Annotated in this window: 22 protein-coding genes; 12 read left to right on the forward strand and 10 right to left on the reverse strand. The window is 64.4% G+C overall.

Features of this window, described 5'->3' with window-relative positions:
• Nucleotides 1-51 precede the first annotated feature (51 nt).
• Genes ACTIGC_RS10405 through ACTIGC_RS10415 form a run of 3 tightly spaced genes read left to right on the forward strand, consistent with a single transcriptional unit; the run spans nucleotide 52 to nucleotide 1,192 of the window.
• Complete coding sequence (locus ACTIGC_RS10405; RefSeq protein ID WP_127567473.1) at nucleotides 52-273, forward strand: putative signal transducing protein; 222 nt, start codon at nucleotides 52-54, stop codon at nucleotides 271-273.
• The gene (locus ACTIGC_RS10410; protein ID WP_439634336.1) at nucleotides 270-1,043 is read left to right on the forward strand and encodes a tRNA1(Val) (adenine(37)-N6)-methyltransferase; all 774 of its coding nucleotides are present in this window, start codon (nucleotides 270-272) and stop codon (nucleotides 1,041-1,043) included. Before ACTIGC_RS10405 ends, ACTIGC_RS10410 begins: the two co-directional genes overlap by 4 nt.
• A complete protein-coding gene (locus tag ACTIGC_RS10415; protein ID WP_439634337.1) occupies nucleotides 1,040-1,192 on the forward strand; it encodes a hypothetical protein in 153 nt (50 codons plus the stop codon). The genes ACTIGC_RS10410 and ACTIGC_RS10415 overlap by 4 nt, the downstream gene beginning before the upstream one ends.
• A gap of 442 nt (nucleotides 1,193-1,634) precedes the next feature.
• Here the strand turns inward: ACTIGC_RS10415 and ACTIGC_RS10420 are convergent, their stop codons facing one another.
• From ACTIGC_RS10420 to ACTIGC_RS10445, 6 genes are all read right to left on the reverse strand, one after another.
• Nucleotides 1,635-2,387 (reverse strand): cell wall hydrolase, encoded by a 753-nt coding sequence (locus ACTIGC_RS10420; RefSeq protein WP_439634338.1) that lies wholly within the window; start codon nucleotides 2,385-2,387, stop codon nucleotides 1,635-1,637.
• Nucleotides 2,388-2,634: 247 nt separating this feature from the next.
• Nucleotides 2,635-5,307, reverse strand: a complete 2,673-nt coding sequence (gene ppdK, locus ACTIGC_RS10425; protein WP_439634339.1) for a pyruvate, phosphate dikinase — start codon at nucleotides 5,305-5,307, stop codon at nucleotides 2,635-2,637.
• A 68-nt stretch (nucleotides 5,308-5,375) separates the two neighbouring features.
• A complete protein-coding gene (gene glyS / locus ACTIGC_RS10430; RefSeq protein ID WP_439634340.1) occupies nucleotides 5,376-7,760 on the reverse strand; it encodes a glycine--tRNA ligase subunit beta in 2,385 nt (794 codons plus the stop codon).
• A 19-nt stretch (nucleotides 7,761-7,779) separates the two neighbouring features.
• Complete coding sequence (locus ACTIGC_RS10435; RefSeq protein WP_439634341.1) at nucleotides 7,780-8,379, reverse strand: glutathione S-transferase family protein; 600 nt, start codon at nucleotides 8,377-8,379, stop codon at nucleotides 7,780-7,782.
• A complete protein-coding gene (locus ACTIGC_RS10440) occupies nucleotides 8,379-9,260 on the reverse strand; it encodes a glycine--tRNA ligase subunit alpha (RefSeq protein ID WP_439634342.1) in 882 nt (293 codons plus the stop codon). Before ACTIGC_RS10440 ends, ACTIGC_RS10435 begins: the two co-directional genes overlap by 1 nt.
• A gap of 82 nt (nucleotides 9,261-9,342) precedes the next feature.
• Complete coding sequence (locus ACTIGC_RS10445) at nucleotides 9,343-9,792, reverse strand: Rrf2 family transcriptional regulator (RefSeq protein WP_439634343.1); 450 nt, start codon at nucleotides 9,790-9,792, stop codon at nucleotides 9,343-9,345.
• A gap of 110 nt (nucleotides 9,793-9,902) precedes the next feature.
• On the opposite strand from ACTIGC_RS10445, the gene ACTIGC_RS10450 reads away from it, so the two are divergent.
• The 4 genes from ACTIGC_RS10450 (at nucleotide 9,903) to nadC (ending at nucleotide 14,679) form a co-directional block, all read left to right on the forward strand.
• Entirely contained in the window at nucleotides 9,903-10,790 is an 888-nt protein-coding gene (locus ACTIGC_RS10450) for an NAD(P)/FAD-dependent oxidoreductase (protein WP_439634344.1), read from the forward strand.
• A 290-nt stretch (nucleotides 10,791-11,080) separates the two neighbouring features.
• Nucleotides 11,081-12,208 (forward strand): quinolinate synthase NadA, encoded by a 1,128-nt coding sequence (nadA, locus tag ACTIGC_RS10455; RefSeq protein ID WP_439634345.1) that lies wholly within the window; start codon nucleotides 11,081-11,083, stop codon nucleotides 12,206-12,208.
• 111 nt (nucleotides 12,209-12,319) lie between these two features.
• The gene (locus tag ACTIGC_RS10460; protein ID WP_439634346.1) at nucleotides 12,320-13,849 is read left to right on the forward strand and encodes an L-aspartate oxidase; all 1,530 of its coding nucleotides are present in this window, start codon (nucleotides 12,320-12,322) and stop codon (nucleotides 13,847-13,849) included.
• Nucleotides 13,846-14,679 carry a carboxylating nicotinate-nucleotide diphosphorylase gene (nadC, locus tag ACTIGC_RS10465; protein WP_439634347.1) on the forward strand — a complete coding sequence of 278 codons (834 nt, stop codon included), beginning with the start codon at nucleotides 13,846-13,848 and terminating at the stop codon, nucleotides 14,677-14,679. The genes ACTIGC_RS10460 and nadC overlap by 4 nt, the downstream gene beginning before the upstream one ends.
• A 120-nt stretch (nucleotides 14,680-14,799) precedes the next feature.
• On the opposite strand, the gene ACTIGC_RS10470 is transcribed toward nadC, so the two are convergent.
• A complete protein-coding gene (locus tag ACTIGC_RS10470) occupies nucleotides 14,800-16,491 on the reverse strand; it encodes an aminotransferase class V-fold PLP-dependent enzyme (protein WP_439634348.1) in 1,692 nt (563 codons plus the stop codon).
• A 108-nt stretch (nucleotides 16,492-16,599) separates the two neighbouring features.
• Between ACTIGC_RS10470 and ACTIGC_RS10475 the strand changes: the two genes are divergently transcribed.
• Nucleotides 16,600-17,055, forward strand: coding sequence for an Lrp/AsnC family transcriptional regulator (locus ACTIGC_RS10475; RefSeq protein ID WP_371394913.1), 456 nt, complete (start codon nucleotides 16,600-16,602; stop codon nucleotides 17,053-17,055).
• A gap of 190 nt (nucleotides 17,056-17,245) precedes the next feature.
• On the opposite strand, the gene ACTIGC_RS10480 is transcribed toward ACTIGC_RS10475, so the two are convergent.
• A complete protein-coding gene (locus ACTIGC_RS10480; protein ID WP_439634349.1) occupies nucleotides 17,246-19,783 on the reverse strand; it encodes a TSCPD domain-containing protein in 2,538 nt (845 codons plus the stop codon).
• 190 nt (nucleotides 19,784-19,973) lie between these two features.
• On the opposite strand from ACTIGC_RS10480, the gene ACTIGC_RS10485 reads away from it, so the two are divergent.
• Nucleotides 19,974-20,399 (forward strand): hypothetical protein, encoded by a 426-nt coding sequence (locus tag ACTIGC_RS10485; protein WP_439634350.1) that lies wholly within the window; start codon nucleotides 19,974-19,976, stop codon nucleotides 20,397-20,399.
• Nucleotides 20,400-20,429: 30 nt separating this feature from the next.
• Here the strand turns inward: ACTIGC_RS10485 and ACTIGC_RS10490 are convergent, their stop codons facing one another.
• Nucleotides 20,430-20,846, reverse strand: coding sequence for a hypothetical protein (locus ACTIGC_RS10490; protein ID WP_439634351.1), 417 nt, complete (start codon nucleotides 20,844-20,846; stop codon nucleotides 20,430-20,432).
• Between the two features lie 152 nt (nucleotides 20,847-20,998).
• Between ACTIGC_RS10490 and ACTIGC_RS10495 the strand changes: the two genes are divergently transcribed.
• The 3 genes from ACTIGC_RS10495 to ACTIGC_RS10505 all read left to right on the forward strand — a co-directional run bounded on the left by ACTIGC_RS10495 (nucleotide 20,999) and on the right by ACTIGC_RS10505 (nucleotide 22,492).
• Entirely contained in the window at nucleotides 20,999-21,406 is a 408-nt protein-coding gene (locus ACTIGC_RS10495) for an NADH:ubiquinone oxidoreductase subunit NDUFA12 (RefSeq protein WP_188452065.1), read from the forward strand.
• Nucleotides 21,407-21,413: 7 nt separating this feature from the next.
• Entirely contained in the window at nucleotides 21,414-21,875 is a 462-nt protein-coding gene (gene mlaD / locus ACTIGC_RS10500; protein ID WP_439634352.1) for an outer membrane lipid asymmetry maintenance protein MlaD, read from the forward strand.
• 92 nt (nucleotides 21,876-21,967) lie between these two features.
• Nucleotides 21,968-22,492, forward strand: coding sequence for a DUF2155 domain-containing protein (locus ACTIGC_RS10505; RefSeq protein ID WP_439634353.1), 525 nt, complete (start codon nucleotides 21,968-21,970; stop codon nucleotides 22,490-22,492).
• On the opposite strand, the gene aat is transcribed toward ACTIGC_RS10505, so the two are convergent.
• Nucleotides 22,459-23,109 (reverse strand): leucyl/phenylalanyl-tRNA--protein transferase, encoded by a 651-nt coding sequence (gene aat / locus ACTIGC_RS10510; protein ID WP_439634354.1) that lies wholly within the window; start codon nucleotides 23,107-23,109, stop codon nucleotides 22,459-22,461. The two genes, ACTIGC_RS10505 and aat, sit on opposite strands and share 34 nt — an antisense overlap.
• Nucleotides 23,110-23,206 lie beyond the last annotated feature (97 nt).

Consider the following 23,206-nt stretch of genomic DNA (forward strand, 5'->3'; position numbering starts at 1 on the left):
GCAAGCGCAGGACACTGCGGCCAATGAACCCACTTCATCAGGAGATAGTGCGTGATCGAGATAGAGACCACCAACGATCCGGTAAAGCTGTCTTTCATTGAGGCTGTGCTGAAGGATGCCGGGATCAGGTATGTCGTAACGGACGCAGAGACGGCCGGAATGTTTGGCGGCGCGGTGCCGTGGATAAAACGCCGTGTACTGGTGGGTGATGAGCATGCGGACAAGGCCCGCCGCCTTCTCGCCGATGCGCTGGGCAATACAGGCAAGGCATGAGCGTTGCCGCCTCAGGCGAGGCTCAGACCAGCCGCTCAACCCTGCATGATGGACGCGTGGCGCTGGACCAGCCGGTCAAAGGCTATCGCGCGGGGCTTGATGCCGTCCTGCTGGCAGCGGCGCTGGAACTGCGTCCCGGCGCCCACGCGTGCGAGTTTGGCTGCGGGGCAGGAGCGGCGCTCCTGTGCGCGGCGCGGCTGAACCCTGAGGCGCGCTTCACGGCCTTCGAGAAAGATCAGGCCATGGCGGCGCTGGCCTTGGCGAATGCTGCCCTGAATGATTGTGCTGACCGCATCGAGGTGGAAACCGGCGATGCGCTGGCGCTGGCCGGAACGGCGCGGTTCGATGCGGTGTTCTCCAACCCGCCCTTCTTTGATGACGAGACCGCCTTGCGCCCGCCCTCGGCGGAAAAGCGCGGGGCCTGGATCAGCGATGCGCCGCTGGCAGACTGGATACGCGCAGGCCTGAAAGCGCTGCGCCCGAGGGGCCAGATCGTGCTGATCCACAGGGCGGACAGGCTGGGTGATATTCTGGCGGAGTTCCAGGGCCGGGCGGGCGATATAGGCGTATTGCCGGTGCATCCACGCGCAGGAGAGCCGGCCAAGCGCATCATCGTGCGTGCCGTAAAGGCCAGCCGTGCGCCCTTGCGCCTACTGCCCGGCCTCATCGTGCATGGCGGGGAGGGGGAGCGGTTCACGCCCGAAGCGAAGGCGGTGCTGACGGGAGAGGCCCGCCTTGCCCTGCAGTCCCCCGAGAGGAGACGGTCATGATCGAGCTGACTATCGGCCTTGTCGTGCTGGCCATCATCTTCGCGCTGATATTCGGCCGCAATGCCCGCCAGAAACGCGAACGGGCCGCCGAAGCGGCCCGCAAAGCGGTGGAAAGCCGGGTTAGTGAAACGAAAAACGGGAGACGCTAACGCGCCTCCCGTCGTCTCTTAGAAAATTGTGGCGAGAATGGCAGCCAAGCCAAAAAGGCAGACTCCCAAGTTAATCTTCACCTCAATCTTCACCGATATAAGCTTCCACATTGGGAAAACTCCTATCGGGTCATATCGACATAACCCCTCGGGTTGCATAGGTCCGGAGCTGAAATCAGGTGATTACTCGTCCTTGACGGCATCACCGGGATACCGACTGAGGCGCGCGCCACCACAGCCAGCATTCCCATTTGACGCCTGGACGGAGCCTCGGTGAGTTGTCCCATGATCCGAGGAGGTCTGAGCTCTTGTATGCTCAGTCCAGAATGGGCAGCAGGAGCGAAACGCACGCAACCCGTTTGTCAAACGGACGCCCGAATCGACTGCTTGGATGAGAGAATAGCAGAAACCTACGGTTGGGCAAACCGGCTTCAGCTGCCGATTAGACGCCGCGGTCGATCAGATCGCGCTCGGCGCGGTTCGGCATGCGGTAGAAGACATGATAGCCGATCTGGCGCGTCTGCACGAGGCTGGAGGACCAGCCCGGATTGACGCTGGCCGTATGGAAATGCGTGGCCGAGCGCGTGACCTGCGGGGCAAAGCCCAGCATGGCGTGTTTGGCTATCAGCTGTGACTGGCGCCAGGCGCGGCCGCGCGGGGCGCGCTCTGCCGAGCCATCACACGCAAAGCTGAACTGGCAGCCCGTAGCGCGCTCGGAGCCCTGATAGACCACGCCGCATATGCTGTCCGGATAAGCGCGGTGGCGCACCCGGTTCAGCACCACTTCGGCAACGGCCATCTGGCCGCTGAGAGTCTCGCCGCGCGCTTCGTAATAGACAGCCTCTGCCAGGCAGTTCTGCTGGCGGCGGGCGTCACGGGCGAGCGCCAGGTGGCTGAGATCAAATGTCTGCAGATCGTCCAGCGAGCGGCCATTGACCTGCGGAACCATATCACTGTCCGAAGCGTCGATAGTGAAGGACGCCGTCTGGAACAGGGCCTCGCCCTCTTCCCAGCTGCCTTCCAGGACGCTGCCCAGATAGCGTTCAGCGATGGATGACCACAGCGCATTATCCGCGCGTGCGGACATCTCGCCGCTGATCAGCGGCAGTGCGGACATCAGACCGATGGTGGCTGCCACGCCTGAAAGACGCGCAAACCCTGACAACGCAGAACGCAATCGCGTCGCGATAGCCATGCATACCTCTTCTTCCGCCTTGCCGTTCGGGTGTTGTGGCCTGCATGTCCCCCATGCAGCTCACATACCAGACCGAGCGTTAGAGATGGCACATATGGAGTGCCCGCTTCGGTTAGCAAGGTGTGAACGAAATCTGGCTCATGCATACTCAAGTGCGCAGGCGAGGTCAACCGCTCTGCACTGCCTGTTAACTATAGCCACAATTCCGCCCAACTTCAGTATTGGGGCAATGGTGTTATAGTGCAGATCAGTCTTGCTTTGCCTTGAGTGCAGCCTGTGCCGCTGCGAGGCGGGCAATCGGTACACGATAAGGTGAACACGAGACGTAATCGAGGCCGACCGACTCGCAGAATCGAATCGAGGCCGGATCACCGCCATGTTCCCCGCAAATTCCAAGCTTTAGCTGGGGCCGGGCGGCGCGTCCGCGCTCCACGGCGATGCGGATGAGGTCGCCAACGCCGTCCTGGTCGATGGACACGAACGGATCGCGCTCGAAAATCTGTGCTTCGAGATAGGCCCCCAGAAACTTGCCGGCATCGTCACGGGAGAGGCCGAACGTGGTCTGGGTCAAGTCATTCGTGCCGAACGAGAAGAATTCGGCAAATTCCGCAATATCGCCTGCGCGCAGCGCTGCGCGCGGCAATTCGATCATGGTGCCGATCAGATAGACCGGGGCCACGCCCGATTCCCGCTCCACATCGCGGGCCACGGCGGCCACGCGTACTTTGAGGATTTCCAGCTCTTTTGCTGTGGCGACCAGCGGGATCATCACTTCGGCGACGGGTTTGAAGCCGGTTTCCTTTTCCACAAGAGCCTGCGCCTCGAATATGGCGCGCGCCTGCATCTCGTAGATTTCGGGGAAGGTGATACCGAGGCGGCAGCCGCGATGGCCGAGCATCGGATTGGTTTCGGCCAGCGAACGCGCGCGCTCCATCAGCGCGTCGGCGGGCAGGCCCGTCGCCTCCGAGACCGCTTTCACGTCTTCCTCATTATGGGGCAGGAATTCGTGCAGGGGCGGGTCGAGCAGGCGGATCGTGCAGGGGCGCTCCTCCATGATGCGGAAGATCTCTGCGAAATCATCGCGCTGCATGGGCAGGATCTTGGCCAGCGCATTGATGCGGCCATCCTGATCTTCAGACAGGATCATTTCGCGCACGGCGGCGATGCGGTCTGCGTCAAAGAACATATGCTCGGTACGGCAGAGGCCAATGCCTTCGGCACCGAACTCCTTGGCCGTCTGCACGTCGGCAGGCGTTTCGGCATTGGTGCGCACCTTCATGCGGCGCGCGCCATCGGCCCAGACCATGAGCTTGGCAAAATCGCCGGTCAGCTCCGGCTTGATCATCTTCGCTTCGCCGAACAGCACTTCGCCCGTCGCGCCATCGACGGTGATGATGTCGCCATCGGTGATCACGCGCCCGCGCGCGGTGAACTTCTTGGCCGCCGCATCAATGCGGATCTCGCCGGCACCGGAAACGCAAGGCCGGCCCATGCCGCGCGCGACAACCGCCGCGTGGCTGGTCATGCCGCCGCGTGCCGTCACGATGGCCTGGGCGGCGTGCATGCCGTGAATGTCTTCAGGGGAGGTTTCCACGCGTACGAGGATCACTTTCTCGCCAAGGCTGGCGCGGTGCTCGGCCTCATCGGAATCAAACACGGCCCGGCCAGAGGCCGCGCCCGGAGAGGCGGGCAGGCCCTTGGCGATCACGTCGCGCTGATAGTCTTCGGCAATGGTGGGGTGGAGCAGCTGGTCCAGCGCAGACGGGTCCACGCGCAGCACGGCCTCTTCCTGCGTGATCAGGCCGTCATCGACCATGTCGCAGGCGATTTTCAGCGCCGCGCGCGCGGTGCGCTTGCCGTTGCGGGTCTGCAGCATCCACAGGCGGCCCATCTCGACCGTGAACTCGATGTCCTGCATGTCGCGATAATGGCGCTCCAGCGAGTCGAACACCTTCGCCAGCTCCGCATAGACCACAGGCAGGGCTTCTTCCATGGACGGGGCGGGATCGCCCATCTTCTCGCGCATGGTTTGGGTCAGGCATTGCGGCGTGCGGATGCCCGCCACCACGTCCTCGCCCTGCGCATTGATCAGGAATTCGCCGTAATAGGCGCGCTCGCCGGTGGAGGGGTCGCGGGTGAACGCGACGCCCGTCGCGGAGCTTTCGCCCATATTGCCGAACACCATGGCCTGCACGTTGACGGCGGTGCCCCAGCTGGCGGGGATGTCATACATGCGCCGATAGGTGACCGCGCGGTCATTCATCCAGCTGCCGAACACCGCGCCCATCGCGCCCCAGAGCTGGTCGCGCGGATCGGTGGGGAAGGGCTCGCCCAGCGCCGATTTCACGGCTGCCTTGTAGTCGGCGATGATCTCTTCCCAGCCCTCTGCCGTGATCTCGGTGTCGAGCTGCAGGTCGTTCTCTTCCTTGTAGCGCTCAAGGATTTCCTCGAACTCGCTATGGGAGACGCCGAGCACCACGTCCGAATACATGGTGATGAAGCGGCGATAGCTGTCGAGCGCGAAGCGGCGGTCCCCGGAAAGCTTGGCCAGCCCTTCAGCCGTCTCGTCATTGAGCCCCAGATTAAGGACCGTATCCATCATGCCCGGCATGGAGGCGCGGGCACCGGAACGCACAGATACCAGCAGCGGATTGGCGGGATCGCCAAACGTCTTGCCGACCTTCTTTTCCAGATCGGCGAGGGCGGCTTCCACCTGGGCTTCCAGCTCGGCGGGATAGGCGCGCTCATTGGCGTAGAAGGCTGTGCAGACTTCGGTGGTCAGGGTGAAACCGGGCGGGACAGGCAGGCCAAGGCGCGCCATCTCGGCAAGGTTGGCGCCCTTGCCACCCAGAAGCGCGCGGGCATCGCCGGTCATCTCATCGGCTGCGCCGCCACCAAAGGCATAAACCCATTTCGTCATCGCCAGTGTACTCGCTCTTCCTTAGGTCCGCCGCGCCGGGGCGGTTATGTGATGTGCCGGGCGCCTGCTTAGCCTTCCAGCCTGTCAAAGTCAGCCACGGCCTGTACCGCCGCGCGGATGCGCGACAATAGAACAAGTCTGTTGCGCCGCAACATTGGATCGTCCGCATTCACCGTAACCGCCTCGAAGAAGGCATCAACCGGCGCCCTTAAAGTGGCCAGCGCCCGCATTGCACCTTCGAAGTTTTCCGCTTCAAGGGCCTTCGCGGCGTCTGCGCTCGCGGTCTCAAGCGCGCTGATCAGCGCCTTTTCCTGCGGCTCTGCCGCGGCCTCGGCGAGGGCTTTCAACAGAGCTGAACTCCCGGACGCGCCGGAGGCGCGAGCCGGGACCTCGTGCCCATCGGAATCGAGGCCCCGGATAGCGCTGCGCGCTTCCGGGGTTTCAGGAGTGAAGGAAGGATCAAGCTCTGCAAGCGCCGCCGCTACGTCAAAGCCCTTCTTTTCCTCGTCGCGCAGGATGTTTGTCCGGCGATAGCTAGACAGTAGCGTTGCGCCTTCCTCTGTCTCCAAGAAGCCCTGCAGCGCGCGAGCATTTATTGAAACATAGAAAAGGTCGTCGCTCCCGGGTCTGAAGACTGCATCGATCACATCATGCCTAATGCCTTGGCTTCGTAGGTTTATTTTGACGCGCTCAATTATGTAAGCGGCAAGATCACTTACGAACACGATATGCCAAGCTCTGGAAAGCACCTCATGGATGGAGAGTGATTGCCCGGAGTCTTTACCGGGGTACGGAACGAAATCTGCTATCGCTCGCCGAGCAGCTGCGACCGGGTGTCTCAGGCGGAGACGGGTTTGGGTGGCGATCAATATTCGGAAGATTCCCAGCGCCGCGCGCCGCAGGGCAAACGGGTCTTTCGAGCCGGTGGGTTTTTCATCAATCGCCCAGAAGCCGACCAGCGTATCGAGCTTGTCGGCGAGGGCGACGGCTGCGCTGACCGGCGCTGTCGGCACCGCGTCTGACGGGCCTTGCGGCTTGTAATGATCGCGGATGGCGTCGGCGATTTCGCGGCGCTGGTCCGGGGTGAGGCCGGAAAGCATCCCCCCTGAACTCCCGGACGCGCCGGAGGCGCGAGCCGGGACCTCGTGCCCATCCTGATCGAGGCCCCGGACAGCGCTGCGCGCTTCCGGGGTTTCATGAGAGGGATCCAGCGCATAATAGCGCCCCATCACGCCTTGCAGCTCGGGGAACTCATAGACCATCTGGCTGACGAGATCGGCCTTGGCGAGTTTCGCCGCGCGGTATGCCAGCTCCGGGTCAGCACCCACAGCCGGGGCAAGTTCGCGCGCGAGCGCGGCGACCCGCTCCACCTTGTCGGCCAGCGTGCCGAGCTTTTCGTGGAAGGTGACCTTGGAGAGCTCCCCTGCCATCGCATCGAGGCCGCGCTTGCGGTCGAGATCCCAGAAATGGCGGGCATCGGACAGGCGCGCGGAGACGACGCGGGCCGCGCCATGGGCAATCGCCTTGCCGCCATCCCTCGCGTCCTGATTGGCGATCTTGACGAATTTCGGAGCGATTCTGCCGGTCTTCGGATCGCGCACCGCGGAGTATTTCTGGTGCACCTTCATGGTCAGCGCGATGACTTCGGCTGGCAGGTCCAGGAAGGCAGGGTCAATCTCGCCCAGCACCGAGACCGGCCATTCGGCAAGGCCCGTCACCTCGGCCAGCAATCCCTCATCCTCGATCAGCTCAAGGCCCGCATCCGCGCAGACGCGCTTTGCGCCCTCAAGGATGATGGCCGAGCGCTCGGCGCGAGTGAGCACCACGCCATTATCGCGGAGCTTTGCCGCGTAATCGGCATAGTCCTTCACCGCAAAAACCCGCTCGCCCTTGGAGTGGATGCGGTGGCCTTCGGTGACGTTGGAGGCTTCGATACCGAACACAGCTACCGGCACGATTTTGCCATCCAGCAGGCAGATGATGCGGTGCAGCGGGCGTACCCAGCGCTGCGCCCGCTCGCCCTCGCCAAACTTCATCGATTTCGGCCAGGGGAAGTTACGGATCGCGGCTTCCAGCGCCTCGGCAATCACCTCGCCCGCATCGCGGCCCGGCTTCTCGATAACAGCGACGTAGAAATCACCCTTCGGCGTGTTGTCGATGCGGCACTGATCGAGGCTGGAGAGCCCTGCCCCGCGCAAGAAGCCCTGCACGGCCTGTTCCGGCGAGCCGACGCGCGGCCCTTTGCGCTCCTCGCTGACGTCTGCCGTGCGGGCAGGGACGCCTTCCGCGACGAGACCAATGCGGCGCGGGCCGGAGAAGGTCGTGAGGGCATCCACGCCAAGGCCCGCCGCCTTGAACGCCTCGCCCATCAGCCGGGCAAGATCATCTTCGGCGCGCGCCTGCATGCGGGCCGGGATTTCCTCGCAGAAGAGTTCGATGAGTAGCTGGGCCAAGGTAGGATGCGTCCGGTTTTTACTGGTTGCTGGCCTGCATGCGGGCATAGGCGGGCCGGGCGTGCAGGCGGGTGATGTAATCGTCAATGCGCGGATTGTCCGGCATCAGCTTGAAGTGTTTGAGCCAGCCGAGCGCGCCGCCAATCAGGATATCGGCAGCCGAGAAGCGCTCTCCAAGCAGGTAGGGCCCATCCTCCAGCGCGGTCTCGATCAGCGTGATGACCGTCTCCCACTCGCCCCAGCCGACCGTGCGCGGATCGACATCGAGGTTCTGCGCCTTCGTCACGATGGCCGGTTCCAGCACGCCGGGGCGGAACACGCTCCAGTAGAGATAATCGGCGCGCAGCGGATCACCGATGGCCGGGGCGAGCCCGGCTTGCGGAAACTCATCACACAGGTATAGCGAGATCGCGGCCATCTCGGTCAGCGTCTTGCCCTTGTGACGGATGGCGGGAACCTTGCCGGCAGGATTTACTTTAAGAAACTCCGCCTCGCGTGTTTCCCCGCCGAACACGTCCACCTTGCGCAGTTCGTAGGGCACGCCCAGCTCCTCCACCAGCCAGACCGTGCCGGTGGAGCGGGTGTTGGGGCCATGCCAGACGATGAGGTCAGCGGCCATCACGCGGCATCCTTTTTCTGCTGTTCCACCCAGGCGCTGGCGCAGCCCTTGGCGAGCTCTCGCACCCGCGCGATCCAGCTCGCGCGTTCGGCGACCGAAATCGCGCCGCGCGCATCGACGAGGTTGAAGAGGTGGGAGGCTTTCAGGCACCAGTCATAGGCGGGCAGGGGCAGGGGCGTCGGCAGGCTCAGCAGCGTCATGCACTGCTTTTCCGCGCCCTTGAACCACTCGATCAGCATGTCGACATCGGCATGCTCGAAATTGAAGGCCGAGTGCTGGCGCTCGTTTTCAAGGAACACATCGCCATAGGAAAGGCCCGCGCCGTTGAAATCGAGGTCGTAGACATTCTCCACGCCCTGCACATACATGGCGAGGCGTTCCAGCCCGTAGGTCAGTTCGCCGGAGACCAGCTCCACATCCAGCCCGCCGACCTGCTGGAAATAGGTGAACTGGCTCACCTCCATCCCGTCGCACCAGACCTCCCAGCCGAGCCCCCAGGCGCCGACGGTCGGGTTCTCCCAGTCATCCTCCACAAAGCGCACATCGTGCAGGCGCCGGTCGATGCCGAGCGCGTCCAGCGAGCCGAGATACAGGTCCTGAATATCGGCCGGGCAGGGCTTCAGGAGCACCTGGAACTGGTAATAGTGCTGCAGCCGGTTCGGGTTCTCGCCATAGCGCCCGTCGCCCGGACGGCGCGAGGGCTGCACATAGGCCGCCCGCCACGGCTTTGGCCCCAGTGAGCGCAAGGTGGTCGCGGGATGCAAAGTGCCAGCGCCAACCTCGGTGTCATAGGGCTGGAGAATGGCGCAGCCCTGTTTTGCCCAATAGTGCTGGAGCGTCAGGATCAGGTCCTGAAAGGACGGGGCTTTTTGCTCGGCCATGACACGGGTTCCGGCGGGGGTGGAAATTGCGCGCGAACCTAGGCGCGCCCGCGCCCGCAATCAAGCCGCAGATCAGGCGGTGTCAGGCGGGTCTGCCATGCTGGCCGTCACAGGCCGGCGGGCGCTTCATGCCTTCCACGATGTCGGCGAGGGTTCGGCCCTGCAATTCGCGGATCAATTCTGCCTCGGCGCGGGCAAAAGCCTCCTGCATGGAGGCGTTTACCGCCTGCTCCACAAGGCATTCAGGCCTGTCCCGGCTGGGGCCGATGGCAAAGAGCGCGCCCGGCTCCAGCGCGCGGTGAACGTCCAGCAGGGTGATGGCGCTTAAAGGCCGGGTCAGCCGCCAGCCGCCGCCATGACCCTTCTCCGACACGACATAGCCCTGATCGCGCAGGCCCGCCATCGTGCGCCGGACCACCACCGGATTGGTATTCAGCATGGCGGCTATCTCTTGGGACGTGCAGGGTTTTTCGGCCTCCCCCATGTGGATCAGCACGTGGAGCATGCGGCTCAGCCGGTAATCGCGTGCCATGGGCGGTGTCCTGTTTCGCGGATCTTGCAACTTTTAAAGTAGCAAGGGATTGACTCCACCGCAAACACGTAACATTTAAAGTGGCGTGATAAGCGGCAAAGGAGCCAGCCATGCAATACGACGTCATCATTATCGGGGGCAGCTATGCGGGGCTGGCCGCCGGATTGCAGCTGGCGAGGGCCCGCAGGCGGGTGCTGGTGGTAGATACGGGTGTGCGGCGCAATCGCTTTGCCAGCGCATCGCACGGATTTTTCGGCCATGATGGCGTGCCGCCTGCTGACCTCGCTGCACTGGGCCGTGAGCAGCTTCTCGCCTATCCGACGGTGGAATGGCATGAGGGCGAAGCACGCCGGGTTGAGCCGGTTGAGGGCGGCTACGCGGTCTGCCTCGGCGATACATCCGCCAGAGCCTCACGCATCATTCTGGCGACCGGTATACGCGATGTGCTGCCCGATATTCCGGGGTTGGAGGAACGCTGGGGGCGGCATGTCTTCCACTGCCCTTACTGCCATGGCTATGAGCTGGGTGGAGGCCCGGTCGGGGTGCTCGCCAGCTCAGCCATGGCGGTGCATCAGGCGATGATGCTGCCCGACTGGGGCCCGACGACGCTATTTTCAGATGGCTTGTTCAGGCCCGGCGCAGAGGAACTTGCAGGCCTCGAACGCCGTGGGGTGAAGCTGGAACACGTGCCGGTGGCCCGCATCGAAGGCGAGGGGGTGAACATCCTGCTCGCCGACGACCGCACGGTTTCTCTGGCGGGCCTGTTTGTCCAGCCGCGCATGGAGATGACGTCAGGCATCGCGCACCAGATGGGCCTTGCCTTCGAGGAAGGGCCGCTGGGTGCCTTCGTGCAGACCGACGCGATGAAACAGACCAGCCGACCGGGCGTCTTCGCGTGCGGGGACATGGCCCGGCCCGCCGGTTCGGTGGGGTTCGCGGTCGCCGATGGCACGATGGCAGGGCTTGCCGCGCACCGCTCGCTTATCTTCGGGTTGTAGGCGCGCTACACACCCATGCGGTAGATGTCTCCCCCGCAGGCGGGGGAGACATCTACCGTCGCAAATAGTCCCGATACGGGGAAATCGAGGCATGACGGCTGGCGCCCGCGCCGCTTCTCACGTTGGGGTGCAAGAAAACTGTCTTGCATCCCCCCTTGCCGGGGCGTAGAAACATCCCACCTTAGGCTCACTAAGAGCAAAACGGCGTGACCGGTGACCGGCCCGCCGATTTTCTGGCCCCTCATAATGCTCAAAATGAGCAAAAGAGGGCAGGGAGAGGATGAGACGCGATGGACCGGCACGACCCGACCCGCATGCAAGCCCTTGATAATGCATGGCCCGCCGCTGAGGCGCTGGTCTATGATGCGGGCGTGAAGGCGCGCACCGATCACCTTTATGAGAAGGTGAAATCGGTGGTGACGCCGATGGAGTGGCCGCTGCATGCGCCGCTGATCGACGCGATCAACCGCCTGAAGATAGAGCGCGATGCTGTCATCCTCGCCCATAACTATATGACCGCCGACATCTTCCACACGGTGGGCGATATCATGGGAGATTCGCTCAAGCTCGCGCAGGAAGCGGCGAAGACCGAGGCCCGCGTGATCGTGCAGGCGGGCGTCCACTTCATGGCCGAAACGGCGAAAATCCTCTCGCCGGAAAAAACCGTGCTGATCCCTGATGAGCGCGCGGGCTGTTCGCTGGCCGCCTCCATCACCGGCGCGAATGTGCGCGCCATCCGCGAGGCTTATCCCGACTATCCGATCGTCACTTATGTGAACACGTCCGCCGAGGTGAAGGCGTATTCCGACATCTGCTGCACCTCGTCCAATGCCGTGCAGGTGGTCGAGGCCATCGCGCGCGAGTGGAATACCGACACGGTCATCCTCATTCCGGACGAGTATCTCGCCAGGAATGTCGCCAGCCAGACCGGCATCCGCATCCTCACCTGGAAGGGCAGTTGCGAGGTGCATGAGCAGTTCACGGTGGAGGATATCGAGGCCCTGCGCGCCGCCCACCCCGAAGCCATGATCATCACGCACCCGGAGTGTCCGCCGGACGTGCTCAAAGCCGCTGACTTTGCCGGCTCCACCGGCGCGATGGCGGCTTATGTGAAGGATCACCAGCCGCAGACCGCCATCCTCATCACCGAGTGCTCGATGAGCGATAATGTGGCGGTGGAAAATCCGGGCGTGAACTTCGTAAAGCCCTGCAATCTCTGCCCGCACATGAAGCGCATCACGCTTAAGGGGATCTATGAAGCCCTGCGCGACATGAAGCATGAAGTCCATGTCGATCCGCTGATCGCTGAGCGTGCCAAAGCCAGCGTGGATGCCATGCTGGCCCTGCCATCGCTGGGCAAGCCGCCCGCCTTTGACACCAGCAAGCCTGCCGTCTCGATCCCCTATGTGAGCGTTTAGCCAACAGCGATGAAACCCCGGACGCGAAGCGATCCGGGGCCTGCGGCCATTTCTGCACGAGATCCCGGCTCTGCGCTGCGCTTGGCCGGGAGTTCAAGGATAGGTAATCCGGTGACCCACCCCCTCATCATTATCGGCGCTGGCATAGCGGGCTTGTGGACCGCGCTGCATGCCGCTCCGCGCCGGGTGGTTCTGCTGACGGGCGCAAAGCTGGGGGAGGGCAGTTCCACCGGCTGGGCGCAGGGTGGCGTGGCCGCTGCGCTGGGGCCCGATGACAGCCCGTCCTTGCATGCGTGCGACACGATTGCTGCCGGAGCAGGGCTGGTCGATGAGGCGGCCGCTTACCTGCTGGCCGAAGCCGGACCTGCCGAGATCGAGGCGCTGTATGCGCTGGGCGCGCCGTTCGAACGGGAAGCCGACGGCAGCTGGGCATTGTCGCGCGAAGCCGCCCATTCACGTGCCCGTGTGGCGCGGGTGAAGGGGGATCAGGCCGGGGCGGGCATACTCGCCGCTTTGATCGAAGCCGTTCAGGCCGCACCCCATATCGAGATCCGCGAGGGCTGGCGTGCAGCGGGCCTGATACCCGATGAACACGGCGGCTGCGCAGGCGTGATCGCGTTTGATGCGGGCGGCGCGCGCCATGAGATTCTGGCCAGCGATGTGGTGCTGGCGACGGGCAGTTTGTGTGGGCTCTATGGCGTGACGACGACGCCTGCAAGCAGTCAGGGCCAGGCCTTAGCCTGGGCCGCGCAGTTCGGCGCGGTCATTCAGGACCCGGAATTTGTCCAGTTCCACCCGACGGCTATCGATGTGGGCCGCGATCCCGCGCCGCTCGCCACCGAAGCCCTGCGCGGTGAAGGCGCCACGCTCATCGACGCGAAAGGCCATCGCTTCATGCGCGGCGTTCACTCGCAAGCCGAGCTCGCCCCGCGCGATGTGGTGGCCCGCGCTGTCCACCGTCAGGTGAAGACCGGGCGCGGGGCGTATCTCGATGCCCGCGCGGCGGTGGGCGAGGCATTTCCGGAGCGCTTTCCGGCCGTGTTTGCCGCGTGTCAGGAGGCTGGCATTGATCCGCGGCTTGAGCCAATCCCGGTCGCGCCGGCCGCGCACTATCATATGGGCGGGGTGGCGACGGACACCGAAGGCTTTACCGGCGTGCCGGGCCTCTGGGCCGTGGGCGAGTGCGCGTCCACCGGCGTGCATGGCGCGAACCGGCTGGCGTCAAACTCCCTGCTGGAAGGGCTGGTCTTCGGGCGTCGGGCGTCAGAGGCGCTTGCAAACGCGCCGCAGCGCGCGTTGACGCCGCTAGCGGCCGATCCGGCCCCGGCACTGCCCGCTGACGCTCTGGCGCGCCTACGCACCGCCATGGCGCTGCAGGCAGGGGTGGAGCGCGACGGCGCGGGGCTCGCCCGCCTGCTTGACCTCATCGACACGCTGGAAGCCGAGCACGGCGAAGCCGATGCCCTGATCGCTGCGCGCTTCGTGGCGGCAGGAGCCATGCTGCGCACCGAGAGCCGGGGCGGGCATTTCCGCTGTGATTATCCGGCGACGGCAGCAATAGCCGCCCGTACCCGCCTGACGCTCGCTGACGCGCGCGCCGCGCATCCTGATGTGACCACGCTGGCGGAGCCTGCCGAATGAACAGCGCCTATCCCACCGACATTGTCGCCCGCGCGCTGGCCGAGGATCTGGGCGGGCGCGGCGATGTGACCAGCGAAGCGGTGATCCCCGCCCACGCCCATGCCGCTTTCGTGATTGCCGCGCGCGGCGAGGGTGTGCTGGCAGGGCAGGCGGTGGCGGCGGAAGTGTTCCGTCAGTGCGATCCCACCTTGAAGACCTATTGGCGTGCCGGGGACGGCGACACGCTGGCCGCAGGCGATGTAGTGCTGGCGGTGGAGGGTTCTGTCCGCGCCATCCTGATCGCCGAGCGCACGGCGCTGAACTTCCTGGGGCGCTTGAGCGGCATTGCCACGCTGACGAGGCTGTATGTGGAGGCCGTGAAGGGCACGGGCGCGAAAATCGCCCACACCCGCAAGACCACGCCCACTTTACGCGCGCTGGAACTCAGCGCGGTGCGCGCAGGCGGCGGGGCGAGCCATCGTTTCGGGCTCGATGATGCCATCCTCATCAAGGATAATCACGTCGCCGTTGCGGGCAGTGTGGGCGAGGCCGTCCGGCGTGCGAAAGCCCATGCCGGGCATATGACGCGCGTGGCCGTCGAGATCGACCGGCTGGACCAGCTGGATGAAGCGCTGGCAGCGGGCGCGGAGAGCGTGCTGCTGGATAACTTCCCGCTGGATGACATGAAGGCCGCCGTGAAAGCCGCCAAGGGCAAGGTCATTTTGGAGGCGTCAGGCGGCGTCACCCTTTCCACCATCCGCGCGATTGCCGAAACGGGCGTCGACGTGATCTCGGTCGGCGCACTCACCCACTCGGCCCCCAATTTCGATTTCGGCATGGATGAGGGGTAGGGGGTTTCCCTCTACTCCTTCGTCGTTCCCGCGCAGGCGGGAACCCAGAGCTAACGGGCACTGTCTTCGCTCCATGATCTCTGGATCCCCGCCTGCGCGGGGATGACGAGGTAAGAGGATCTACCCCACCGGCAGGGAAAACTGGCGCAAGCGCTCCACCGCTTCGGGCAGGCGAGGACGCGCGTCCGGACAGGGAGAGAGGGCGCAGGCGCGTGTCCTGGCTTCGTCCAGCAGGGCGGCAAACAGCGCCGCCCGGTCTTCAGAGCATTCGCCGCAGATTGCCTCGCGTGCATCCGTGCGTGCCGCGCCCCGCCAGCTCCACGCGCCAGTGGATACGTCAAAGCTGTAAAGATCAAGAAACTTCCAGCCCTCAGCCGACAGGAAGGCAATTGCGTCAATGAGATAGCCGATCTCGGCCTCGTCCATCGCCCAGTGCAGGCTGACCCGGCTCCAGCCCGGCCTCAGGCCCGCATGACCGGAGAGGACGGCCTCGCGATAGGCCAGCGCCTCGTCCTCTCCCAGACCCAGCAGATCGTGCGCGTAAGGCCCGGCGCAGGCACAGCCCGCGCGTGCCTGAATGCCGAACAGATCGCTCAGCAGCGTCGTGACAAAGCGCGGATGCAGCCAGCCGCCGCGCGGATCGCGCAGATTGAACGACACGATGGCGAGCCGCCGGGCAGGGTCTTGCGGGCCTAAAATCTCGACGCCGGGACAGTCCTGCCACGCCGCGAAAGCGCGCTCCAGATAGTCCTGCTCGATCGCATGCAGCCGCTCCAGTCCCAGCGCATCGCGCAGCTCCAGCGCCAGTGCGGCGCGCACCAGCTGGGGCAGGCCCGGCGTGCCGGCCTTCTCGCGCGCTTCCACATCGTCCAGGAAGTCATGCCCGCCATCCCACACATAGCGCACCGTGCCGCCTGCACAGCAGGTAGGGGGCAGGTCTTTCCGATAGAGGGCCTTGTTAAATACCAGAATGCCGCACGATCCCGGCCCGCCGACGAATTTGTGCGGCGAGAAAGACACTGCATCGATGGCGGCATCGGGGTCATCTGCAGGGTGCATGTCGATAGCCGTGTAGGGCGCGCTGGCCGCGCAATCGAGCGCCAGAATGGCGTCATGCGCGTGCAGGAGCTTCGCCAGACGGCGCACATCCGTGATGATGCCGGTGACGTTGGAGGCCGCCGAGAACGCGCCTATGCGCATCCTTCCCTGCCATTGCGGGGCTTTCAGCAGGGTTTCCAGCGCGGCGAACTCTATCCCGCCGTCGGGGCAGAGCTTCACCCGCACCACTTCGGCCATGCTTTCGCGCCAGCTCAGCTCGTTGGAATGGTGCTCGTACGGGCCGACAAAGACGACGGGCCGTGTGGCGGCAAGGTGGGCTTCCAGAGCCGCCTTCGCCTCTGGCCCCAGAGCGGCGGTGACCGCATCGCCCATGCGGGCAAGGCTGGCAGGCGGGCAGGCAATCCCGAGGATTTCCTGCAGCTTGTGGATGGCGGCGGTCGCACCGGCCCCGCACGGGATAAGTGCGTCATCGGCAGAGGCGTTCACCGCGCGCTTGATGGTGGTTTCGGCGCTTTTAAGCCAGGCGTTGGAGGCCCGGCCCGTGGCACTGTCTTCGGTATGCGGATTGGCGAGGAGGGTATGGAGCGCACTGATCTGGTCTTCCACCGCGCGGTGCGGGCGGCCGGAGGCGGTATAGTCTGCATAGACAAGCGGGCGCTCCCCGAATGGCGTGCGGATCATGCCAAGCCGGGCGGTCAGCCCTTCGCGCAGCGCGTCCACGTTACGGGTGCCTGAAATGTCTGTCGCAGCCATGATTCCTCCTCTTGCTGTCAGGAAATCACGGCTTTGAGAGTGTTTTTGACCTATTTCAGCGCGCATTCTCGCGTATGGTAGTGAAAATAACCATGGAAGGCTGCAAGCATGGAGCTTGATGACCACGACCGGAAGATTTTGCGTCTGTTGCAGGCCAATGCAGACCAGACCGTGCAGGAGCTGGCCGATGCCGTGGGCCTCAGCGCCACGCCGGTCAACCGGCGCATCAAGCGCATGGAGGAGGCGGGCCTGATCCGGGGCCGTGTGGCTCTGATCGATCAGGAAGGGCTGGGCCTGCGCGCTACGCTTTTCATCTTCGTGAAAACCAGCCGCCACGATGCAGACTGGCTGGAGCGCTTCTCCAGAGGCGTTGCGCGCCTGCCCGAAGTGATCGAGTTCTACCGCATGAGCGGGGAGGTGGACTACCTCATCAAGATCGCCCTGCCGGAGATCGCCGACTACGATGCGTTCTACAAGAAACTCATCGCCATCGCGCCATTGTCCGATGTCAGCGCCAGCTTCGCGATGGAGGCGATCAAGAACACGACCGAACTGCCGGTTTGAGATTCCTTTTCCCCTCGTGCTTCGAGCGCCACCGCGTCCGAAAGGATGAGGGGAAGAGCATCCCAAGCCCTCATCCTGAGGGGCTTCGCCAGAAGCCGTCTCGAAGGACGAGGGCTTGGGAAACGAAAGCCTGAGGCATGGGTGGCCCGGACAAGCCGGGCCATGACAACTGGAGGGGTTCTCGCCCCCCTCACCCCTCCGGCAGGGCGCCGGACCAGTCGCAGGCTTCGCAGTTCAGCTCGGTGCCCGCTTCAACCAGCGTGAAATGCCCGCATTTGGGGCAGGGTTCGCCCGAATAGACCGGCTCTGGCCGTGTGGCGGGCGAGGCATCGCCCTTGCGCCCTGACCCGGTGGCGGGCGCGGGCGGTGTCTTGCGCGGCTGGCTGCCCAGCATCACCACATTGTCGGGCAGCTGCCCGCGCGAGAAGCCTTTCGAGATCAGGCGCGAAGCCTCCTCGCCGGTGATGACCTTCTCACTCGCCACGCCATTGCCGATGCCGCCCGGATCGGATTTGCGCGCATCGGTCTGGGCGAGGTCCTCGCGGCCCAGATAGGAGACGCCCAGCTCGCGGAAGAGATAGTCGAGGATCGAGGTCGCGTGCTTGATGGAGTCGTTGCCTTCGACGGGGCCGGCCGGTTCAAACCGGGTGAACACATAGGCATCGACATATTCTTCCAGCGGCACGCCGTATTGCAGGCCGATGGAGATGGAGATGGCAAAATTGTTCATCAGGGAGCGGAAGGCAGCGCCCTCTTTATGCATGTCGATGAAAATCTCGCCGAGCTCCCCATCTTCAAACTCGCCGGTGTGCAGATAGACCTTGTGGCCACCCACAGTGGATTTCTGGATATAGCCCTTGCGGCGGTCGGGCAGCTTGCGGCGGCTGGCCGCGCGCTCCACGGGCCGCTCCACCACGCGCTCGACAATGCGCTCCTCGGTGAAGACCGGGCGCTCGCCCCGGTCGGCGCTGTCAAACTCGATCGTGGCCAGCAGATCGTAGAGCGCTTCGCCCTCGCGGCGGATGCGGATGGCTTTAAGGCCCTCACGCGCCGCCGACAGGATGAGCGCGGACACATCGTCAATCGTGGCATGACCCGGCAGGACCAGATCAAGCCCTGCAGGCGCTTCCAGAGCGCTCTCCAGCGCCGCGGCCATGGTCAGGCGGGCTTCGGGCGTGACGGGCGCCAGCGCGGCTCTAAACGCCTCTGGCAGGGCCTCACAGGTGTGCAGCTCGCCGGTGCCATGCACCCAGCGCTCTGCCGCTTCGATCTCCAGCGCGGAGACGCCGAACGCTTCCAGCAGGCGCGTGCCGGCCTGCTCCAGCCGCTCCGGGCTCAGTCCGCAGCGCTGGGCGATCTCGTCGCCCACCGTCCAGCGGTTGAAGGCGTGACGGACGGGCGCGCCATCGGCGATCATCGTGTCGATGCGGGCAAGGGCATTGGCGTCCAGCCCCGCCTCTTTCAGCGCGCCAAGCCAGCCGGGATTAAGGCCCGACAGCGTGCCAGCGCCAAAGGCGTGGGCGAGGGCGGCCGTCGCCGTGTCTGTATCCAGCTCCGCCAGCAGGGTTTGCGCAAAGTCCCGTGCAGTGGGCGAGTTGCTGGCGATGCCTGCCGGGTCGATCCCGTGGGTGGCGAGCGCCAGATAGGCTGCGATTTCGGCGGGTACAGGCCCGGTGATGACCGGAGCCGCACTTGCCTCGCGAACGAGGCTCGCCAGTTCAGCGGCGCGGGCGCGGCCCTCATCGCTGTCATAGGCAAGCCCCTCCAGCGCCAGTAGCGCGCCAAGCCCTGCCAGCAGCAGGCTGCCTTCGGCCTTGTCCGCCACGAGGCCCCACAGCGTGGCGGCGTGTTCCAGCGCGGCGTCATCGCCAGCAAAGGCAGAAAGGTCCAGAACGATGACGGGTTCAGGCAGAACCGCATCATCAAAGCGCAAGGCGGGCTGGCCATGGGTCCAGATCGTCGCGGCGAGATCACGCAGGAAGGCGCGCGCGCCCTGATCGGTGTCGGTCAGCAGGTTCGCGCCAATTTCGATCACCGGATTGACCGGCATGTCGGGTACAAAGCCCGCGCCATCCTCGATCGTGTCGATGCCCTGGCGGGCGCGTGCTATCGCGCGCTCGATCATCGCGTCCGGCACACCGTCGCGCCGCGCGGCGCGCACAGAGCGGGCAAGGGCGCGGTTATGGCGCGGGTCAAAGCACTCGCCCTCGCTGCCATCGCAGTTGATGCAGGCGAGCGCCACCGCCTCCAGCCGGTCACGCACGATACGCGCGCCGACATCGCTGGCGGCGCCCGCCATCGCGGCGGTGTTGATCATGCTGATCAGTGCGCCTGCCTCGAACGGGCCGCTGGCGAGCGTTTCCAGCGGCATGTCGGCTTCCGCCTCGCCGCGCCACAGATGCGGGGCGGGGCAGGCTTCGCGCGCGGCGAGACTCGCCAGGAGCTCTGCCGCCTCGATACTGTCAGGTTTCACGCCCGCCAGAGTGGCCAGCGACGCGGCGGTGCTTTCCAGCGCCTTGCGCCCGTCCAGCATGCCTCCCGAAACATCCGCCCCGGTAAGAAGCCTCAGCGCCGTCACCGCGCTGTCCGGCCAGCCTGCAGGCGCGCTGATCTTCACCGCATGGGGGGTGAGCGCATCCGGGTCGGCATTGCCCGCCAGATGCTCGGCAAACTCCAGCCCCGCCAGCGGATCGGCACCTTCTTTGGTCAGGCGGCGTTGGATCGTCATGGCGCGGACACTTCCCTGTTTGCCGCCTTGCTGGCGGCAGCCCTTCCCGCCGCGCCCGAAGACGTGCGGGCAGCGGACGCGAATCACTCATGGCAAATGATACCGCCTCCGGGGGAGGTGAGTCGAAGGAAGGCAGCCCAGACGGTCTCCCGGTTGGGACTGGTTGGCGGAACTGGACTTGTGCTATCGCTTGGATATGGCAAACGGCGGCTGGTACGGCACTCAGGAGCAATGGCGGGTATTGGAAGCGCCGCTTTTGCGGGTCGATGCGCTCATTGAGCGTTTCGCCAGCAATAATGGGCTTCGCCTGACCAAGAATGATAAGGACTGGCCGGGGCGCTCCCTGCACTGGGGAGACAATCCGAGCTGCCTCATACAGATTTATCTGGCAGGAGAGGACAGCCTCACCTGGAACTTGTGGCTGTGCTGTTCGCAAGACCGTGGACATAACCGCTATTGGCGCAAAGAATTTGCTATCCAAGAGCAACAGATGGATCAGTTCATCACTGATCTCCCGCAGCTTCTGGAGAATGGCTTCTTCCAAGTCGAAAGCTGGAGGGCGGCGCCAGAACAGCTTGAGTTTGCGACCACGCTGACGTCCCTGCCTGATCGCTAAAGCCCTGCGCACGCCTTGAAGACGCGGGTTCTACGTAACTCGCTTGGCCAGCCTGACTGTCCGGACGGTGTCGACGAGCGCGTTCAGGGCCGATGGGTCGTCCCTTTCCGAAAAACAGCCGTTGATCGAAAAGATGACGGTGAAGCCCGAAGCGTCTAGCCACCATTCATGATGCAAACCGTTGCCGTGATAGAATCCGGAAACGTCATTATATTGAACAGGTTCGACTGACACGCTGCGGCGCAGCTCGTTCGAAAGATGCTCCTGCATCTCTACGGCGCGCTGGTGAACGGTTAGAGCGGCACACAGCGTATATCCGCCGCGGTGTATCCGCCATGACGTCCCGGCGATTGAGTCCGGATGGGTTGCTTCCATGCCGTAGATGACGGCTTCCACAGAAGCGGATGGCGGCAGGTCGATGACGGCAGGACCAAAGGAAAACTTCATGATCCGCAATACATCATGCCTCGATCGGGTTTGGAAAGCGCGCGTTTGAGGGTCTGTGGCGTATCGCGCAGCCCGCCGCACTGGACGCAGGCGCGCTTGATAGGCATATACCGTCACACCTGATTTGATGTTTCGCGAGGGGCGGACCTGCCATGCTCGACTTCATTGGACGACTGTTTGCCTGGTGGAATGGCGCGACGCTGGGCGCGCTGTGGACAATTCGCCGTGGCGGCAAGCTCGTTGGCGAGGATGATTACGGCAATCGCTACTATCAGGAACGCAAGAGCGGTTCGGGCGCAGACGGCGTGCCGCGCCGCTGGGTGATCTATAACGGCTATGCCGATGCCTCGCGCGTGCCGGCCGACTGGCATGGCTGGCTGCACCACACCTTTGCCGAAGCGCCCGTTGATGCGCCTTTGCCGCGCCGCGAATGGGAGCTGGACCACAAGCCGAACATGACCGGCACTGTCTATGCCTACCGCCCGGCCGGCTCGCTGGCCGACCCGCGCCCGCGTGCGCGTTCGACGGCGGACTATGAGAGCTGGAACCCGGAAGGCTAGGTAAACCATGCGCGGCGGAGCGGTCCTCGAAACACTGGTTGGCGTGATCGTGCTGGTTGTCGCGGTGGTGTTCCTCGTGTTCGCGCAGGGGCGTCTCGACTCTGACCCCTCCGCTGGCGGCTATGAGCTGCAGGCAAGGTTTTCCGAAATCGGCGCGTTGACCCGGGGTGCAGAAGTGCGCGTGTCCGGCGTGCCGGTCGGCTCGGTGACGGCGATTGATCTCGATACTGAAACCTATTTTGCGCAAGTCAGGCTTCGTCTGCGCCGCGATGTGCTGATCCCGGCCGATTCCACCGCCAAGATCACGGCCTCCGGCCTGCTGGGCGGGGCCTATGTGGAGATCGAGGCAGGCGGCGATGACGACATGATCGCCGAAGGCGGTGAGATCGTCTTCACCCAAGGCGCGGTTGATCTGTTCGAGCTGATCGGCGGCTTCGTGTCGGGCGGGCGCGGCGGCGGCGACAGCTAGGCGCTGCCAGTTCTGGCCACTGGCCTCCGGAGATTCGCCCTTGTGCTGCCGCATTGCGCTGGTGAGTATGGGGCGAGGGGAGTTTTTCAACGATGACATTGCTGACCCGGCTTCTGCCCATCTGCGCGTTTGTGCTCGCCAGCCTGATCCTTGCCTCTGCGGCTCTTGCCCAGGAAGGCGATGAGCCCGGCTCGCTGGAGGATTGGGCAGAGGATATCGAGGAACCGGACACTGAGCTGACTGCGCCGCTGGAACAGCAGCAAGACCAGCGTGCAACGCGTCGTCCCGGCGAGCTCAGCTCCCGGCCCGGCACGATTGCGGTGCTGCGTGGCCTCGACAAGGTGACGGCGCGGACCCGCGATTTCGAGGTCAATGTCGGCGACACCTACACGTTCGGCGCGCTGGACATCACCGTGCGCTATTGCCGCCGCCGCCCGCCGGAGGAGCCGCCGGAGGTTTTCGTCTTCATGCAAATCAATGACCAGCGCACGGACGGGTTCGGCGCGGGCGCTGATGGCGACCGGCTGTTCTCGGGGTGGATGTTTGCTTCCAACCCTGCGCTCAACGCGCTCGATCACCCCGTCTATGATGTCTGGGTGATTGACTGCAGGAGCTGAGTGCCGCTCAGGCCCTCCGGCATCGCAAAGAAATCTCCATCGTCTTTGAGCGCTTCGCGCAACAGCCGGTGATAGGCATTGCGCGTAATGGTCTGCGCGCCAAAGCGCTGCAGATGTTCAGTGATGAACTGGGTGTCCAGCAAGGTATAGCCCCCCGCTTTAAGCCGCGCGACGAGGTGGACCAGCGCCACTTTTGACGCATCCGTCATGTGCGAGAACATGCTCTCGCCAAAGAAGGCGCCGCCGAGACTCACGCCATAGAGTCCGCCCACCAGCTTGCCCTCATGCCAGCATTCCAGTGAATGGGCATGGCCGCGCTCGTGCAACTCGCCATAGAGATTGCGGATCGGATCATTGATCCAGGTGTTTTCCCGGCCCCGCGCTGGCGCGGCGCAATGATCAACCACGACCCGAAAGCAGCGGTTCACGGTGACGTGGAAGCGGTCCTTGCGCACCTGCTTGGCCAGGCTGCGCGGGATGTGGAACTGGTCGAGCGCGATGACGCCGCGCTCGTCAGGATCGAGCAGGAAAACGCGCGGATCGTCCCGGTCCTCGGCCATCGGGAAGACGCCGCGCGCGTAGCATTCCAGCAGCTCTTTTGCGCCAAAGCCGCGCATTTAGCTGATACTCCGGGCGGAGGCGGAACCGTCTGGGTGTCTCCCCCCGTTTACGGGGGGAGTGCCGCGAAGCGGCGAGGGGGGGATTGCCAGAAAA

This window comes from Glycocaulis sp. (assembly GCF_051859565.1).
GTDB lineage: Bacteria > Pseudomonadota > Alphaproteobacteria > Caulobacterales > Maricaulaceae > Glycocaulis.

Bases quoted from the DNA above. Each gene is read 5' to 3' on its own strand.
- ACTIGC_RS10410 (WP_439634336.1), top strand. From the start codon at position 270: ATGAGCGTTGCCGCCTCAGGCGAGGCTCAGACCAGCCGCTCAACCCTG.
- ACTIGC_RS10415 (WP_439634337.1), top strand. From the start codon at position 1,040: ATGATCGAGCTGACTATCGGCCTTGTCGTGCTGGCCATCATCTTCGCG.
- ACTIGC_RS10420 (WP_439634338.1), bottom strand. From the start codon at position 2,387: ATGGCTATCGCGACGCGATTGCGTTCTGCGTTGTCAGGGTTTGCGCGT.
- ppdK (WP_439634339.1), bottom strand. From the start codon at position 5,307: ATGACGAAATGGGTTTATGCCTTTGGTGGCGGCGCAGCCGATGAGATG.
- ACTIGC_RS10435 (WP_439634341.1), bottom strand. From the start codon at position 8,379: ATGGCCGCTGACCTCATCGTCTGGCATGGCCCCAACACCCGCTCCACC.
- ACTIGC_RS10440 (WP_439634342.1), bottom strand. From the start codon at position 9,260: ATGGCCGAGCAAAAAGCCCCGTCCTTTCAGGACCTGATCCTGACGCTC.
- ACTIGC_RS10445 (WP_439634343.1), bottom strand. From the start codon at position 9,792: ATGGCACGCGATTACCGGCTGAGCCGCATGCTCCACGTGCTGATCCAC.
- ACTIGC_RS10450 (WP_439634344.1), top strand. From the start codon at position 9,903: ATGCAATACGACGTCATCATTATCGGGGGCAGCTATGCGGGGCTGGCC.
- nadA (WP_439634345.1), top strand. From the start codon at position 11,081: ATGGACCGGCACGACCCGACCCGCATGCAAGCCCTTGATAATGCATGG.
- nadC (WP_439634347.1), top strand. From the start codon at position 13,846: ATGAACAGCGCCTATCCCACCGACATTGTCGCCCGCGCGCTGGCCGAG.
- ACTIGC_RS10470 (WP_439634348.1), bottom strand. From the start codon at position 16,491: ATGGCTGCGACAGACATTTCAGGCACCCGTAACGTGGACGCGCTGCGC.
- ACTIGC_RS10475 (WP_371394913.1), top strand. From the start codon at position 16,600: ATGGAGCTTGATGACCACGACCGGAAGATTTTGCGTCTGTTGCAGGCC.
- ACTIGC_RS10480 (WP_439634349.1), bottom strand. From the start codon at position 19,783: ATGACGATCCAACGCCGCCTGACCAAAGAAGGTGCCGATCCGCTGGCG.
- ACTIGC_RS10490 (WP_439634351.1), bottom strand. From the start codon at position 20,846: ATGAAGTTTTCCTTTGGTCCTGCCGTCATCGACCTGCCGCCATCCGCT.
- ACTIGC_RS10495 (WP_188452065.1), top strand. From the start codon at position 20,999: ATGCTCGACTTCATTGGACGACTGTTTGCCTGGTGGAATGGCGCGACG.
- mlaD (WP_439634352.1), top strand. From the start codon at position 21,414: ATGCGCGGCGGAGCGGTCCTCGAAACACTGGTTGGCGTGATCGTGCTG.
- ACTIGC_RS10505 (WP_439634353.1), top strand. From the start codon at position 21,968: ATGACATTGCTGACCCGGCTTCTGCCCATCTGCGCGTTTGTGCTCGCC.
- aat (WP_439634354.1), bottom strand. From the start codon at position 23,109: ATGCGCGGCTTTGGCGCAAAAGAGCTGCTGGAATGCTACGCGCGCGGC.